Annotated in this window: 12 protein-coding genes; 8 read left to right on the forward strand and 4 right to left on the reverse strand. The window is 69.9% G+C overall.

All coding sequences use genetic code 11. From position 1 onward, the window contains the following. Positions 1–161: 161 nt before the first annotated feature. Both CU044_RS17260 and CU044_RS17265 read right to left on the reverse strand, forming a co-directional pair. Positions 162–707, reverse strand: a complete 546-nt coding sequence (locus tag CU044_RS17260; RefSeq protein ID WP_129769557.1) for a methylated-DNA--[protein]-cysteine S-methyltransferase — start codon at positions 705–707, stop codon at positions 162–164. 75 nt (positions 708–782) lie between these two features. Further along, positions 783–1667, reverse strand: coding sequence for a glycerophosphodiester phosphodiesterase family protein (locus CU044_RS17265; RefSeq protein ID WP_240045658.1), 885 nt, complete (start codon positions 1665–1667; stop codon positions 783–785). A 284-nt stretch (positions 1668–1951) separates the two neighbouring features. On the opposite strand from CU044_RS17265, the gene CU044_RS17270 reads away from it, so the two are divergent. The 5 genes from CU044_RS17270 to CU044_RS17290 all read left to right on the forward strand — a co-directional run bounded on the left by CU044_RS17270 (position 1952) and on the right by CU044_RS17290 (position 9268). Beyond that, a complete protein-coding gene (locus CU044_RS17270) occupies positions 1952–2842 on the forward strand; it encodes an MHYT domain-containing protein (protein WP_129769561.1) in 891 nt (296 codons plus the stop codon). Between the two features lie 81 nt (positions 2843–2923). Further along, entirely contained in the window at positions 2924–5053 is a 2130-nt protein-coding gene (gene uvrB / locus CU044_RS17275; RefSeq protein ID WP_129769563.1) for an excinuclease ABC subunit UvrB, read from the forward strand. A 185-nt stretch (positions 5054–5238) separates the two neighbouring features. Next, positions 5239–5805 carry a TerD family protein gene (locus CU044_RS17280; RefSeq protein WP_165371922.1) on the forward strand — a complete coding sequence of 189 codons (567 nt, stop codon included), beginning with the start codon at positions 5239–5241 and terminating at the stop codon, positions 5803–5805. A 231-nt stretch (positions 5806–6036) separates the two neighbouring features. Continuing rightward, a complete protein-coding gene (locus tag CU044_RS17285; RefSeq protein ID WP_129769567.1) occupies positions 6037–8019 on the forward strand; it encodes a TerD family protein in 1983 nt (660 codons plus the stop codon). Between the two features lie 235 nt (positions 8020–8254). Next, positions 8255–9268, forward strand: a complete 1014-nt coding sequence (locus tag CU044_RS17290) for a TerC family protein (RefSeq protein ID WP_129769569.1) — start codon at positions 8255–8257, stop codon at positions 9266–9268. Positions 9269–9417: 149 nt separating this feature from the next. Here CU044_RS17290 and CU044_RS17295 read toward each other — a convergent pair whose 3' ends face one another. Beyond that, positions 9418–10071 (reverse strand): MBL fold metallo-hydrolase, encoded by a 654-nt coding sequence (locus CU044_RS17295; RefSeq protein WP_129769570.1) that lies wholly within the window; start codon positions 10069–10071, stop codon positions 9418–9420. A gap of 10 nt (positions 10072–10081) precedes the next feature. Then, positions 10082–10768, reverse strand: a complete 687-nt coding sequence (locus CU044_RS17300) for a maleylpyruvate isomerase family mycothiol-dependent enzyme (RefSeq protein ID WP_129769572.1) — start codon at positions 10766–10768, stop codon at positions 10082–10084. A gap of 228 nt (positions 10769–10996) precedes the next feature. On the opposite strand from CU044_RS17300, the gene uvrA reads away from it, so the two are divergent. The 3 genes from uvrA to CU044_RS17315 all read left to right on the forward strand — a co-directional run bounded on the left by uvrA (position 10997) and on the right by CU044_RS17315 (position 15543). After that, on the forward strand, positions 10997–13954 hold the full coding sequence (gene uvrA / locus CU044_RS17305) for an excinuclease ABC subunit UvrA (RefSeq protein ID WP_129769574.1): 2958 nt from the start codon (positions 10997–10999) through the stop codon (positions 13952–13954). Between the two features lie 136 nt (positions 13955–14090). Then, the gene (locus CU044_RS17310) at positions 14091–15032 is read left to right on the forward strand and encodes an alpha/beta hydrolase (RefSeq protein ID WP_129769576.1); all 942 of its coding nucleotides are present in this window, start codon (positions 14091–14093) and stop codon (positions 15030–15032) included. Positions 15033–15114: 82 nt separating this feature from the next. Beyond that, complete coding sequence (locus CU044_RS17315) at positions 15115–15543, forward strand: Rieske (2Fe-2S) protein (protein WP_129769578.1); 429 nt, start codon at positions 15115–15117, stop codon at positions 15541–15543. Positions 15544–15574 lie beyond the last annotated feature (31 nt).

A 15574-nucleotide genomic window follows, 5' to 3' on the forward strand; every position in this document is an offset into this window, starting at 1 on the left:
ACGTGTCCCTCCCCGGGGCAGGACGCCCCGGGGAGACATCTGCGGCCCGCCGGGCTGTAAGCGCCGTGGTTCTCCACCGATAAGCCTAATCCCGGCACTGAAAGCGGACAAGTGGCGGTAAAAGCGCATGATCCGGCTTATTTAGGGTACGAGGAGGCGGCTCAGAAGAGCGGTTCAGGGAGCACCCCTTCCAGAGCCAGCAGCCGCCGCTTCGTCTCGAGGCCGCCCCCGAAGCCGCCGAGCCCGCCGTCGCTCTCCACCACGCGATGACACGGCACCACCACCGGCAGCGGGTTGGAGCCCATCGCCGCGCCGACCGCCTGGGCGGCCGCCGGCTGGCCCACCCGCCTGGCCAGATCGCCGTAACCGACCACGGTGCCGTACGGGACGCCCGTCGCCAGCTCGCGCAGCACCTGCCGGTTGAAGCCCGTGGAGAGCGACCAGTCGAGCGGCAGCCCGAACTCCCGCAGTTCGCCCGCGAAGTACGCGGACAGCCTGCGTATCGGCTCGGCCAGCAGCCCCGACGCCGACTCGGCGGGCTCGGTGCCCAGCCGGTCCCTCAGCTGTCCGAGCGCCTTCTCCCGCACCGGTCCGTCGACATGGAAGACGACGCTCACCAGCCCCTGGCCGGTCGCGGCCAGCAGCAGCGGCCCGATGCCGGTGGGCACGACCGTCCACTCCACCGGCGACTGCCCGTAGTTGTCCATGCCGACCACGGTACGGGCCACCACTGACAACGGCCCTGAGACCGCCCTCCGGCCCCGGACCGCCGGCTTCCGGCCTCAGCCCACCGCGTCCCGGACCAGGTCCGGCTTGTTGGTGATGATGCCGTCCACGCCGAGATCCCGGACGCGCACCGCGCCCGCCGTGTCATCGACCGTCCAGGTGCTCACCGTGAGCGGCTTGCCGTGCGGGCCCCTGAGCCGGTGCACCGCGGCCACGTAGTCGCCGGTGAGCGCCGCGTGCGCCGGGTTGATCTGGTCCGTGAACGCCGCGTACGCGGGCAGATCGGCCACCGCGGGCGCGCCGAGGAAGCCGGTCGTGAGGTCCGGACGCAGCTGGTGCACCGTACGGATGCTGTCCGCGCCGAAGCTCTGGATGACCAGTTTGTTCCGGACGTGCGAGCGGCTGAGCCAGCCCTCCCGGCCCAGCACCCGCAGGATGTCCTTCTCGACGCCGGGGTACTGCTCGGGCGCCTTGATCTCCAGGAGCAGCTTCTGCCGGTTGGCCTCGACGGCCTCCAGATACTGCTTCAGCGTGGGAACGCGCTCGCCCGCCCACCGCTCGCCGAACCAGCTGCCCGCGTCCAGCCGGGCGATCTCCGCCGCCGTGAAGTCCTTGACCTTCCAGGGCGCCCGGTCGGGGAAGACCTCTTCCACATCGGTGGTCCGCTGGAGGTTGTCGTCGTGGATCACCACGAGCCGGCCGTCCTTGGTGCGCTGGACGTCGTTCTCCACCCAGTCGATGCCCAGGTCATCGGCCGCTTCGACGGCCGCGAGCGTGTTCTCCGGGGCGTAGGCGGAGGCGCCGCGGTGCGCGATGACGACGGGGCTCCCGCTCTTGGACCCGGCGGCCGGGCCCGCGCTCGCGGTGGCGGCGCCGGGCAGAACCAGTGCCGTGACTCCCAGCAGTGCGGCGGCCGTTGTCACTGAGGTGCGTGTGGACACGTGTACTCCTCGCGTCGTGCGATGACGGTCGGCCAGAGCGTGACAGCCCCCGGCCAACGGGGAACAGGCGAAGGTTGGCCACCACGTGAAGTCACGCGGCGGACCGGAACGATGGGGTGAGATCATGAAGCCACACCGGCGCGGGGCCGCCCCGTACCCTGGGGTCGCGCCGTTTCGTGTCGACAAAACGCCGACGGCCTGTTTGCTGACCGGGCCGGCCGTCCTACCCTCGCCCGAGCCGGCGCTTTCGCACAGGGAGCACGAGGGGTGAGGGGCATACCGCTATGCAGGGCACGATCGACGGATTCAGCTACGGTCTCGTCACCCCCGTAGTGGCCTTTCTGATGGCCTGCCTCGGCGCGGCTCTGGGCCTGCGCTGCACGGCGAGATCCCTCCGTGCCAGACGCTCCTGGAAGCCCGGCGGGCTCGCGCTGGGATCGGCCGCGATCGGCTCCGGCGTCTGGACGATGCACTTCATCGCGATGATGGGGTTCAGCGTCTCGGAGGTGCCGGTCGGCTACGACCGGCTCACGACGTTCGCCAGCCTCGTCGTGGGGATCGTCATGGTCGGGGTGGGGATATTCATCGTGGGGTACCGCGGCACGACCCCGATGACGCTCGTCACCGGCGGCATCATCACCGGCCTCGGTTTCGCCACCATGCACTACCTCGGCATGGCCGGCATACGGCTACAGGGCCGCGTCGGATACGACACTGTCACCGTCGCGCTCTCCGTCATGATCGCCGTCGTCGCGGCGACGGCGGCGATCTGGGTGGTCGTCTCGCACCGCGGATTTCTGGCCGGTCTGGCCGCCAGCGCGGTGATGGGCGTCGCGTCGACCGGAATGCACTACACCGCGATGGCCGCGGTCCACGTGCATCTGGACGGCGCCGTCGACGACTCGGGCGGCGCCCCGCCCACCGAACTGCTGGCCCCGATGCTGGTCGGCCCGGCGTTCTTCCTGCTGCTGGCCGGTGTGGCGGTGCTGGTCGACCCGCTGCTGGTGACGGGCCGTCCCGAGCGGTCACGCTCCGCGGGGTCCGTGACCGGGCCGTGCGGGCGGGGCGGGGTGCCCGCGCAGCGGCTCCGGCCGCGGCCGGCCCTTCGTGAGCACGCCGACCGTACGGCCGCCAGGTCCCCGCGCCGCGGCTCCCAGGACCTCCACGACTGGTGACACGGGTGAGCCGCCGGTCACCCCGGGTGATCCGGCGCCGCTCGCAGCCCCACTGTCAGTGCGGGGTCGTACGGTGGATCCATGCGGCCCGTTTCCAAGATCGAACGTACGGTGGCGCCTTTCGAGGTCGTCAGCTCCTACCAGCCCAGTGGCGACCAGCCGACGGCCATCGCCGACCTGGAGCGGCGTGTCCGCGCGGGCGAGAAGGACGTCGTCCTGCTCGGCGCGACCGGCACGGGAAAGTCGGCGACGACCGCCTGGATGATCGAGAAGCTCCAGCGGCCCACGCTGGTGATGGCGCCGAACAAGACGCTCGCCGCCCAGCTGGCCAACGAATTCCGCGAGCTGCTGCCCAACAACGCCGTCGAGTACTTCGTCTCGTACTACGACTACTACCAGCCCGAGGCGTACGTCCCCCAGTCGGACACCTACATCGAGAAGGACTCCTCCATCAACGAGGAGGTGGAGCGGCTGCGCCACTCCGCGACGAACTCCCTTCTCACCCGGCGCGACGTGATCGTCGTCGCCTCGGTCTCCTGCATCTACGGCCTCGGTACACCCCAGGAGTACGTGGACCGGATGGTGCCGCTGAAGGTGGGCCTGGAGCTGGACAGGGACCAGCTGCTGCGCCGCTTCGTCGACATCCAGTACACGCGCAACGACCTCGCGTTCACCCGGGGCACCTTCCGGGTCCGGGGCGACACCATCGAGATCTTCCCGGTCTACGAGGAGCTGGCCGTCCGTATCGAGATGTTCGGCGACGAGATCGAGGCGCTCTCCACGCTGCACCCGCTCACCGGCGAGGTCATCAGCGACGACGACGAGCTGTACATCTTCCCGGCGAGCCACTACGTGGCCGGCCCCGAGCGCATGGAGAAGGCGGTCAACGGCATCGAGCGGGAGCTGGAGACCCGGCTGGCCGAGCTGGACAAGCAGGGCAAGCTGCTGGAGTCGCAGCGACTGCGGATGCGTACGACGTACGACATCGAGATGATGCGCCAGATCGGCTCCTGCTCGGGGATCGAGAACTACTCGATGCACTTCGACGACCGCGCCCCCGGCTCCGCGCCCAACACGCTCCTCGACTACTTCCCCGAGGACTTCCTGCTGGTCATCGACGAGTCGCATGTCACCGTGCCGCAGATCGGCGCGATGTACGAGGGGGACGCGTCCCGCAAGCGGACGCTGGTCGACCACGGCTTCCGGCTGCCGTCCGCGCTCGACAACCGCCCGCTGAAGTGGGAGGAGTTCCAGCAGCGGATCGGCCAGACCGTCTATCTCTCCGCCACTCCGGGGGCATACGAACTGTCCCGCTCCGACGGCTTCGTGGAGCAGATCATCCGTCCCACCGGCCTGATCGACCCCGAGGTCGTCGTCAAGCCCACGGAGGGCCAGATCGACGATCTGGTCCATGAGATCCGCGAGCGGACCGCGAAGGACGAGCGCGTCCTGGTGACCACGCTCACCAAGAAGATGGCCGAGGACCTCACCGACTACTTCCTGGAACTGGGCATCCAGGTCCGGTATCTGCACAGCGACGTGGACACCCTGCGCCGGGTCGAGCTGCTGCGTGAGCTGCGCGCCGGTGAGTACGACGTCCTCGTCGGCATCAACCTGCTGCGTGAGGGCCTCGACCTCCCGGAGGTCTCCCTGGTGGCGATCCTCGACGCCGACAAGCAGGGCTTCCTGCGCTCGGGCACCTCACTGATCCAGACCATCGGCCGGGCCGCGCGCAATGTGTCCGGCCAGGTCCATATGTACGCGGACAAGATCACCCCGGCGATGGCGCAGGCGATCGACGAGACGAACCGGCGCCGTGAGAAGCAGATCGCGTACAACACCGAGCGCGGTATCGACCCCCAGCCGCTCCGCAAGAAGATCAACGACATCGTCGCGACCATCGCGCGCGAGGAGGTCGACACCGAGGCCCTGCTCGGCACGGGCTACCGGCAGTCGAAGGACGGCAAGCCGGCCAAGGCCCCGGTCCCCTCGCTCGGGGCGAAGTCCGCGAAGGGCGGCAAGGCCGGGACCGCGGGCGCGGTGCTCACCGACCGGCCCGCCGCCGAACTGGCCGGGATCATCGAGGAGATGACCGACCGGATGCGGGCCGCCGCCGCCGAGCTGCAGTTCGAGATCGCCGCGCGACTGCGCGACGAAGTGGGCGAACTCAAGAAGGAATTGCGGCAGATGAGGGAGGCGGGGCTCGCCTGACACACCGGGACACCTGGTGTGTTGCAAGACCGACACAAAAACGGTCCAAGTCTCCTGCGCTGTCCGCGTGACTGCGTAGGGTGCTGCGCAACCGCATACGGACGGTTGCGGGGGAACCATTCGAGAGGGGACAGCGCGTGGCGGACGTATCCAAGGGCGGCGCGACCGGAGGCCCTGGCGTCAATCTGACCAAGGGTCAGGCCATCAGCCTGGAGAAGAAGGGCGGCGGCACCCTGACGGCGGTGCGCATGGGGCTCGGCTGGCAGGCCGCCCCGCGCCGGGGCTTGTTCGGCTCCCGTACCCGCGAGATCGACCTGGACGCCTCGGCGGTGCTGTTCGCCGACAAGCAGCCGGTCGACGTGGTCTTCTTCCGTCATCTCGTCAGCGACGACGGCTCGGTACGGCACACCGGTGACAATCTCGTCGGCGGCGCGGGCCAGGGCGGCGACGACGAGGCGATCCTCGTCGACCTCCAGCGGATCCCGGTCCATATCGACCAGATCGTCTTCACGGTGAACTCCTTCACCGGCCAGACGTTCCAGGAGGTCCAGAACGCCTTCTGCCGCATCGTCGACGAGACCAACGGCCAGGAGATGGCCCGCTACACGCTCGACGGCGGGGGCCAGTACACCGCGCAGATCATGGCGAAGGTCCACCGCGTCGGCTCCGGCTGGCAGATGACGGCCCTCGGCAACCCGGCCAACGGCCGTACGTTCCAGGACCTGATGCCGTCGATCCTGCCGCATCTGTAGGACGCGGCGACATCCCGCATCCGTAGGACGCGGCGACGTCGTCGTCCCGTACGCGCAGCTCCCGGAGGCCGGCGCAGGCCACCGGGGGCTGCCGCGCCTCTGACCTCGCACCGCACCCTTCCCCCCCCCGCACATGAACACGCGCACCTGAGCATCCGCACCGGAACACCCGTACAGAGCTGTACACCCACACCTGAACACCGACGCGTAACCGATGAGGGGACAGAGGCGATGACGGCCGAGCTGGTCCGGGGGCAGAACCACCCCTTGCCCCACACCCGACTGGAGATCCGGGTGACGGCCGGCACACCGGTCATGGCCTGCGCCACGCTCGCGGACGCCCAGGGCACCGTCGGTGGCACGGAGTGGATCGTCCACCCCGGTTCGCCCTCGCTCCCGGGCATCGAGGTGTCCCGCCAGGCCGCCGCGGGCCTGCGCTTCCATGTCGATCTCGAAGCCCTGCCCCCGCGCGTGCATCTGGTGCGCGCTCTGCTCGCCCTCCCCGAGGGCGTCGGCGGTCCCGACCGCTTCGGCGCCACCGCGGCCCCCTTCGCGGCCGTCACCTCCACCGAGGGCGCGGAGGTCGCCAGTTTCACCCTCACCGGGCTGGACTCCGAGACCGCCGTCGTGGCCCTGGAGCTGTACCGTCGCCAGGGCGCCTGGAAGGTCAGGGCCGTCGGCCAGGGGTACGCGGGCGGCCTCGCCGAGCTCTTCGGTGACCAGGGCCTGCCGCAGGCCCGTGTCTTCGCCGCCGGTATCCATGAGGCGGTGGCCGGCCATCTGGCCAGCGCCGTACAGACACCCCTGCCGGGTGCGGCCGACGGCAGGCGCCGCAGGTCCGAGGGGCTGCCCCCGGCCCTGGGGCCCGCCCCCGCGCCGCAGTCCGCGCCCGACACCGTGCCGTCCGCCGGGCCGTCCTCGTCCGGACCGCCGTCGCCCGGAGGCCCGCAGCCCGGCACGGGCGGGACGGGTGATGTGGGCGGCGCGGGCGGGGCGGTCAACTACACGCATCCGGGCCGCCGTACCTCCACGCCTCCCACTCCGCCCCCGGCCACGGGCCCCGCGCAGCCGGGCCGGCCGCCCCGTCCCGTCGCGGGCGACGCCACGGGCTGGTCCCTGGACGAGCGCCTCTACAACCAGGTCTGGGGCATGTTCGAAGACCTGGCCCGCACGGTCGCCGCGTACCGCAGCGCCATGGACTTCGCCGAGTCGCGTCTCGACCAGGAGCTGGACCGCGTCCTCTCCGACCCCCGCCTGCGCATCGGCGGAGCGGGAGACACCGCCCGCGAGGCCGCCCGCGCCAAGCACGACCAGCTCGCCGGCCAGGCACGCGAGGCCCTCGACCGCGATCTCGCCCAGCTCGTCGCCGAGTCCGAGGTCGTCGAGCCCGCGCTGCCGTATGCCTACGCCCGCTGGGACAACCCCGTCTGGCACGGCTACCGCGTTCCGATGGAGATCCCGATGGCACTCCGCCTCGGCGACGTCCATCTGCCCGAGCGCCCCGACCTGCGGATACCGATGCTGGTGCGGCTGCCCCTGGAACGCGGGCTCTGGGTCGACAGCGGCCGCTCCGGCTCCGAGGCCGCGCTGATGATGGACGACGCCCAGCTGCGCGGGCTGGCCATGGACACCGCGGTCGCCCATGCCGCGCGCCTCCTGGCCGTCTACCCGCCCGGAGAGTTCACCGTCCATGTGATCGACCCGGCGGGCTCGGGGGCGCGCTCACTGGCCCCGCTGACCGCGTCCGGAGTGCTGGACCAGCCGCCCGCGACGGGTGCGGGGGGAGTGGCGACCGTCCTCGCGGCGCTCACCCAGCGGGTGGATCTGGTGCAGATGGCGCTTCGCGCCGGGGCGGCCGAATCCCTGCCGCCCGGTCTCGACACCGCCGAGCAGCTGCTGATCGTCAATGACTTCCCGCACGGCTTCGACGACCGCGCGGTCACCCAGCTGCGCTATCTGGCCGATGAAGGGCCCGCCGTCGGCGTGCATCTGCTGATGGTCGCGGACCGCGAGGACGCGAGCGGGTACGGACCGGTGCTGGACCCGCTCTGGCGGACGCTGCTCCGGATCACCCCCGTCCCGGACGATCACCTCGCCGATCCCTGGGTCGGCCACGCCTGGACCTACGAACCACCGGCGGTGCCGCCGAGGAGCCGGGTGCTCCTCCAGGTGCTGGAACAGGTGGCGTCCGCTCGCCGTACGTGGCGTCGCTGATCCTGGCCTGACCTGCACACTTGGCGATCGTTTACCTCTTTCTTTACCTTTCCTTGGTCTTTCCTGTACTCTTCTTGGCAGCGGAGGGGAGTACTCCCACATCGCGACGTGCCCGTCAATACGGATCGCCATCGATCCCGGGGCGTCGGCCCGGGGAGCGGCGGAAGCCGCCCGGGTGGAAGAGACCTCCGGCAGCGACGACGCTGATTTGTAGCCGTACGAAGCCGGAGGCACAGTGGACGTTTCCATGAATCTCTGGGTGCTGACCATTCTTGGTCTGTCCGCCCTGATCGCTGTCGACTTCTTCATCGGGCGCAAGCCCCATGACGTGTCGATGAAGGAAGCCGGTATCTGGACGGTCGTCTGGATCGCCCTCGCCGCGCTGTTCGGCCTCGGCCTGATGGTGTTCGGGACGGGGCAGGCGTCCGGCGAGTTCTTCGCCGGCTTCATCACCGAGAAGTCGCTCAGTGTCGACAATCTCTTCGTCTTCGTCCTGATCATGGCGAAGTTCTCGGTTCCCACGCATCTGCAGCAGCGCGTGCTGCTCATCGGTGTGCTGATCGCCCTGGTCCTGCGCGCGATATTCATCGCGGCCGGCGCCGCGATCATCGCCAGCTTCTCGTGGGTCTTCTTCATCTTCGGCGCGTTCCTGATCTACACCGCCTGGAAGCTCATCCAGGAGGCACGCTCGGACGACGAGGAAGAGGAGTTCGAGGAGAACCGTCTCCTGAAGTCCATCGAGAAGCGCTTCGGGGTCGCCGACAAGTACCACGGCACCAAGCTCTTCATCCGGAGCAACGGCAAGCGGATCCTGACCCCGCTGATGGTGGTCATGCTGGCCATCGGCACCACCGACGTGCTGTTCGCGCTGGACTCCATCCCCGCGATCTTCGGTCTGACCCAGGACCCGTACATCGTCTTCACCGCCAACGCCTTCGCCCTGATGGGTCTGCGGCAGCTCTACTTCCTCATCGGGGGGCTGCTCAAGAAGCTGGTGCACCTCAGCTACGGCCTGTCGGTCATCCTGGGCTTCATCGGTGTGAAGCTGGTGCTCCACGCGCTGCACGAGACCGGGGTGAACGTCCCCGAGATCTCCATTCCGGTCTCGCTGGCGGTCATCTGCGGTGTCCTGATCGTCACCACGATCACCAGCCTGATCGCCTCGAAGAAGCAGGCGGAGCGCGACGCGGTCGCCGCCGGGACGGACGGCGGCAAGGACAGCAAGGACAAGGACAGCATCGAGGCCTGATCCTCACGGAACGGCCTGATCCTCACGGAACGGCCTGATCCTCGCGGTACGGCCTGATCCTCACGGAACAGGCGCAACGGAGAGGGGGCGAGCGGCAGTACTGCCGCTCGCCCCCTCTCTCTCGTGTCAGCGAAGGGCCGGGCCAGCCGTCACCAGCCCCGCGCCCGCCAGGCCGCGAGCTGCGGGCGCTCGGCGCCGAGAGTGGAGTCGTTGCCGTGCCCTGGGTAGATCCACGCCTCGTCCGGCAGGGCCGCGAAGATCTTGGTCTCGATCCCGTCCATCAGGCTCGTGAAATCCGCCGGGGTCCCGGTCCTCCCGGGGCCGCCGGGGAACAGGCAGTCGCCGGTGAACAGATGCGCGTGGTCGTGCGGGTCGTCGTAGACCAGCACGATCGAGCCCGGGGTGTGGCCCACCAGATGCAGGGCGGTGAGTTCGATCTCACCGACGCGGATCGTGTCCCCGTCCTCGACCGGGACGTCGGTGGGGACGGGGATGCCCTCGGCGTCGTACCGCCCCGCGTACGTCCGCGCCCCCGTGGCCGCCACGACCTCGGCCAGGGCCTGCCAGTGGTCGCCATGGCGGTGTGTGGTGACGACCGACGCGATGCCGTCGTCACCGATCAGGGTCAGCAGCGTGGAGGCGTCATTGGCCGCGTCGATCAGCAGCTGCTCGCCGGTGGCCCGGCAGCGCAGCAGATAGGCGTTGTTGTCCATCGGCCCCACGGCCACCTTGGAGATCATCAGGGCGGGCAGTTCATGCACATCCGCCGGTCCGCCGACCTTCACCGTTCCGCTGTACGTCATACGGATCAGCCTATAGCGGGGGCAGTACGGGGAGGGGGCCGTCCGGGGACTTCAGGGCGGCGCCGTCCCTGCGGCCCGCGAGCCAGCCCATCAGGTCCGCGGCGGGTCCGCTCACGGCGAGCGCGGTGCCCTCCCTACGGCCCGTGCGCCGGCTCCGTCCGTCGGGCGTGGTCAGGACCAGCGGCGGGACGGCGGCGTTCCCGGAGAAGCGCTCCACGAGGAAGCGGGTCTCGCGCTCGGTGAACTCCTCGGAGAGATCTTCCAGCTCATGGCCGATACCGAGATCGACATGGTGCAGCTCGATCTCGATCAGCCGCCGGAACGGGAGGCGGGCCGCCACATCCGTGACGCCGTTGCGCATCGTGACGACGCGCGTCCAGTCCGCGGGCGCGGCCGCGGAATGCTGGAAGCCGTCGGCGGTGTTACGTACATCGGCGAGCTGGACATCCAGCGGGCGCGACGCGTCCCGCTCGATGTCCGCGTCACGGGTTTCGGCGTCGCGGTACATGGGTCGGCCTTCGAGCACATTGACCAGTGCGTCCGCGTTCCTGGCGAGATGTGCCAGCACATGTCCCCGGCTCCAGCCCGGGAGCCGTGACGGCGCGGCGAGGGCCGCGTTGTCCAGTCGGGCGGCTGCGCTGAGGAGCCGGTCCGTCGCTTCACGTACAGCCGCCAGGTCACGCTCGTGATCGATCATGGCGCCGACGATAGTGCCGCCACTCGATCGGGTGAAGACGGTGACGGGCGGCCGTAAATCGAATGCGCGTGCTATAAGCTCGGAAGAGGCATCCTGGCATGTAGGAATCCCGCCCGGCGCTCCGAAGCCCGGCGATCCACCACTTGGCAATCCATTCGTTCTGGCGACCCCCATTAGTGTGGGAAGGGGGCTCCGCCCCTGCTTCTCTCCAGAAAGGTGCGGACAGGCGTGGCCGACCGTCTCATCGTCCGTGGCGCGCGCGAGCACAATCTCAAGAACGTGTCGCTCGACCTCCCCCGTGACTCCCTCATCGTCTTCACCGGGCTTTCCGGGTCGGGCAAGTCCTCTCTCGCGTTCGACACGATCTTCGCCGAGGGGCAGCGCCGGTACGTGGAGTCCCTCTCCTCGTACGCCCGGCAGTTCCTCGGTCAGATGGACAAGCCGGACGTCGACTTCATCGAGGGGCTCTCCCCGGCAGTCTCCATCGACCAGAAGTCGACCTCGCGCAACCCGCGCTCGACGGTCGGCACGATCACCGAGGTCTACGACTACCTCCGGCTGCTCTTCGCGAGGATCGGCAAGCCGCACTGCCCCGAGTGCGGCCGGCCGATCTCCCGGCAGTCGCCGCAGGCCATCGTGGACCGGGTGCTCGAACTGCCCGAGGGCAGCCGGTTCCAGGTCCTCTCGCCGCTCGTCCGTGAGCGCAAGGGCGAGTTCGTCGATCTCTTCTCCGATCTCCAGACGAAGGGGTACAGCCGGGCCAGGGTCGACGGGCAGACGATCCAGCTCAGCGAGCCGCCCAAGCTCAAGAAGCAGGAGAAGCACACCATCGAGGTGGTGGTCGACCGCCTCACGGTGAAGGACAGCGCCAAGCGCAGGCTGACCGACTCGGTCGAGACCGCGCTCGGTCTCTCCGGCGGCATGGTCGTGCTCGACTTCGTCGACCTCCCCGAGGACGACCCCGAGCGCGAGCGGATGTACTCCGAGCATCTGTACTGCCCGTACGACGATCTCTCCTTCGAGGAGCTGGAGCCCCGCTCCTTCTCCTTCAACTCGCCCTTCGGCGCCTGCCCCGACTGCACCGGTATCGGTACGCGCATGGAGGTCGACCCGGAGCTGATCGTTCCCGACGAGGACAAGTCACTCGATGAAGGCGCGATCCACCCCTGGTCCCACGGCCATACGAAGGAGTACTTCGGACGGCAGATCGGCGGCCTCGCCAAGGCCCTCGGATTCCGTACGGACATCCCGTGGGCCGGACTGCCGCAGCGTGCCAGGAAGGCCCTGCTGTACGGCCACAAGACCCAGGTCGAGGTCCGGTACCGGAACCGGTACGGCCGCGAGCGCGCCTACACCAGCCCCGCCTTCGAGGGAGCGGTCTCCTTCGTCAAGCGGCGGCACACGGAAGCGGAGAGCGACACCAGCAGGGAGCGCTTCGAGGGCTATATGCGCGAGGTGCCCTGCCCGACCTGTGAGGGCACCCGCCTCAAGCCGATCGTCCTCGCGGTCACGGTCATGGAGAAGTCCATCGCCGAGGTCGCCGCGCTGTCGATCAGCGACTGCGCCGACTTCCTGGGCGAGCTCAAGCTGGACGCCCGGGACAAGAAGATCGCCGAGCGGGTGCTCAAGGAGGTCAACGAACGGCTGAAGTTCCTGGTCGACGTCGGCCTGGACTACCTCTCGCTGAACCGCGCGGCCGGGACCCTCTCCGGCGGCGAGGCCCAGCGGATCCGGCTCGCGACGCAGATCGGCTCGGGGCTGGTCGGGGTGCTGTACGTCCTGGACGAGCCGTCGATCGGTCTGCACCAGCGGGACAACCACCGGCTGATCGAGACCCTGGTCCGGCTGAGGGACATGGGCAACACCCTGATCGTCGTGGAGCACGACGAGGACACCATCAAGGTGGCCGACTGGGTGGTCGACATCGGCCCCGGCGCCGGTGAGCACGGCGGCAAGGTCGTGCACTCGGGACCGTTGAAGGGGCTGCTGGCCAACAAGGAGTCGATGACCGGCCAGTACCTCTCCGGGAAGAAGGCCATCCCGACGCCGGGCATCCGCCGGCCGGTCGACCCGGGCCGGCAGCTCACCGTGCACGGCGCCCGGGAGAACAACCTGCGGGACATCGATGTGTCGTTCCCGCTGGGTGTGTTCACGGCCATCACCGGAGTCTCGGGCTCCGGCAAGTCGACGCTGGTCAACGACATCCTGTACACGCATCTGGCGCGCGAGCTGAACGGCGCGAAGTCGGTGCCCGGCCGGCACACCCGGGTCGACGGCGACGATCTGGTCGACAAGGTCGTCCATGTCGACCAGTCGCCCATCGGCCGTACGCCCCGCTCCAACCCGGCCACGTACACCGGTGTCTTCGACCATGTCCGCAAGCTCTTCGCCGAGACGATGGAGGCCAAGGTCCGCGGCTACCTCCCCGGGCGCTTCTCCTTCAACGTCAAGGGCGGCCGCTGCGAGAACTGCTCGGGCGACGGCACGATCAAGATCGAGATGAACTTCCTGCCGGACGTCTACGTCCCGTGCGAGGTCTGCCATGGGGCCCGCTACAACCGGGAGACCCTGGAGGTCCACTACAAGGGCAAGTCCATCGCCGAGGTGCTGGACATGCCGATCGAGGAGGCCCTGGACTTCTTCGAGGCCGTCCCGACGATCTCGCGGCACCTCAGGACGCTCAACGAGGTCGGCCTCGGGTATGTCCGGCTTGGCCAGTCCGCGCCGACCCTCTCGGGCGGTGAGGCGCAGCGGGTGAAGCTGTCGAGCGAGCTGCAGAAGCGGTCCACCGGCCGCACGGTCTACGTCCTGGACGAGCCGACGACCGGTCTGCACTTCGAAGACATCAGCAAGCTGATCACGGTGCTCTCCGGACTGGTCGAGAAGGGCAACACGGTGATCGTGATCGAGCACAACCTGGACGTCATCAAGACGGCGGACTGGGTGATCGACATGGGACCGGAGGGCGGCAACGGCGGCGGTCTGGTGATCGCGGAGGGCACCCCGGAGCAGGTGGCCGGAGTCCCGGCCAGCCACACCGGAAAGTTCCTGCGGGAGATCCTGGACGCCGAGAGCATCAGCGACGCGGCGCCCATGAAGAAGGCCACCACCCGCAAGACGGCGGCCAGGAAGGCACCGGCGAAGGCGGCGGCGAAGAAGACCACCGCGCGCTCGCGCCGCGCCTGACCCCGGGGGTGCCCGGGGCGCCGGGTGTGTCGGGTGCGTCGGGCCCTCCCGGGGGCGCCCCGGGGGGCGCTCAGGCCCCGCGTCGCCTCGTGACCAACGGCTGTCCCGTCGCCCCCGGACTCGGCACAATCCTGGGATGGACGAGACAGGTGTGGACGACACGGGGGCGGACGGGACGGGTGCGGACGGGGCGGGTCGGGACGAGACGGTTCTGACGGACGACGGGGTACGGCTCTGGGCCACGCGCACGGGCGGCGGCCCCGGCGAGCCCGTGATCCTCTGCCATGGCGGGCCGGGCCTCTGGGACACCCTGGACGAGCCGGCCGCTCTGCTCCCCGGCACCCCGGCGTACCGCTGGGACCAGCGGGGCTGCGGCCGCTCCCAGCGCTCGGGCCCGTACAGCACCGACCGTTCGATCGCCGACCTCGAAGCCGTACGGCGCCACTTCGGGCCGGAGCGGGTCACGCTGCTCGGCCACTCCTGGGGCGCGCGGCTGGCCCTGGAATACGCGCTGGCCCATTCCGCCCGGGTCGGCGGGCTGATCTATGTCTCGGGCACCGGCATCGACGACGACTCCACCTGGCATCCGGCATACAAGGAGGCGTTCCACCGCAGGCTCGGCGAGCGCCCCGGCCGGCGGAAGCGCTGGGAGGAACTGCGTGAGCGCGGCGACGGCCGTACGGACGCGGAGGACCGGGAGTACGCGGTCCTCCAGTGGTCGGTGGACTTCACCGACCGCGACCGCGCGCAGGCACACGCCGAGGCCATGGCGAGCCCGTGGTTCGGCGTCAACTACGCGTGCAACGCCACCATCGGCGCGGAGCTGAAGCGGCCCTCGGCCACCCACGGACTACGGGAGCGGTGCGCGGCGCTGCGTGTCCCCGTGCTGATCGTGGACGGGGAGGGCGACATCCGGCCCCGCTGGTCCGTGGACTCGCTGGAGCGCGCGCTCCCCGACGTGACCAGGACGACGCTGGCGGGCGCGGGACACCTGCCCTGGACCGAGGACCCGGAGGGCTTCCGGGCGGCGGTCGGGGCGTTCCTCGAAGGCGTGCGCCACCGGCGGGGCAGCCGCTGAAGAGCGGCCGGAACGGCCCCGGTATCGTCGCGTATGTCACCGGCCCCCGCCGTCACCGGCCCCCGACCCAGTGGAGACACCCATGCCCGGCCCGTCCGCCGCTCGTCGCACCGTGCTGAAGGGCGCCGCGCTCGCCGGTGCGGCCGGGCTGGGGGTGGCGGCCTGCTCCACCGAGTCGAAGCTGGGCCACGCCGAGAACCCCACCCCCACCGCACCGGTCGACCTCGGCGCGGCGGCGGAGGTGCCGGTCGGCGGCGCGAAGCTCTACCGGGAGCAGCGACTGGTGGTGAGCTGCCCCGCGAAGGGGGAGTACAAGGCGTTCAGCGCGCAGTGCACCCACGCGGGCTGCCTCCTGGAGAAGCTGGAGGGCACGGTGGGTGACTGCCCGTGCCACGGCAGCAAGTTCGACGTCACCAACGGCAAAGCGCTCCAGGGTCCGGCGACCGAGCCGCTGCCCGAGGTCCCGGTCACGGCGGAGGGCGGCAAGCTCATCGCGGGCCCCCGGGCCTGAGAGCCGTCGCGGTACCCCCGGCGCGGTCCTG

The sequence above is a fragment of the Streptomyces sp. L-9-10 genome, from assembly GCF_004151105.1.
Classification (GTDB): domain Bacteria; phylum Actinomycetota; class Actinomycetes; order Streptomycetales; family Streptomycetaceae; genus Streptomyces.

Excerpts from the sequence above, each read along its gene's own strand:
- CU044_RS17295 (WP_129769570.1), bottom strand. The coding sequence starts at position 10,071 with ATGACGTACAGCGGAACGGTGAAGGTCGGCGGACCGGCGGATGTGCAT.
- CU044_RS17260 (WP_129769557.1), bottom strand. The coding sequence starts at position 707 with ATGGACAACTACGGGCAGTCGCCGGTGGAGTGGACGGTCGTGCCCACC.
- CU044_RS17310 (WP_129769576.1), top strand. The coding sequence starts at position 14,091 with ATGGACGAGACAGGTGTGGACGACACGGGGGCGGACGGGACGGGTGCG.
- CU044_RS17315 (WP_129769578.1), top strand. The coding sequence starts at position 15,115 with ATGCCCGGCCCGTCCGCCGCTCGTCGCACCGTGCTGAAGGGCGCCGCG.
- CU044_RS17270 (WP_129769561.1), top strand. The coding sequence starts at position 1,952 with ATGCAGGGCACGATCGACGGATTCAGCTACGGTCTCGTCACCCCCGTA.
- uvrB (WP_129769563.1), top strand. The coding sequence starts at position 2,924 with ATGCGGCCCGTTTCCAAGATCGAACGTACGGTGGCGCCTTTCGAGGTC.
- CU044_RS17300 (WP_129769572.1), bottom strand. The coding sequence starts at position 10,768 with ATGATCGATCACGAGCGTGACCTGGCGGCTGTACGTGAAGCGACGGAC.
- CU044_RS17285 (WP_129769567.1), top strand. The coding sequence starts at position 6,037 with ATGACGGCCGAGCTGGTCCGGGGGCAGAACCACCCCTTGCCCCACACC.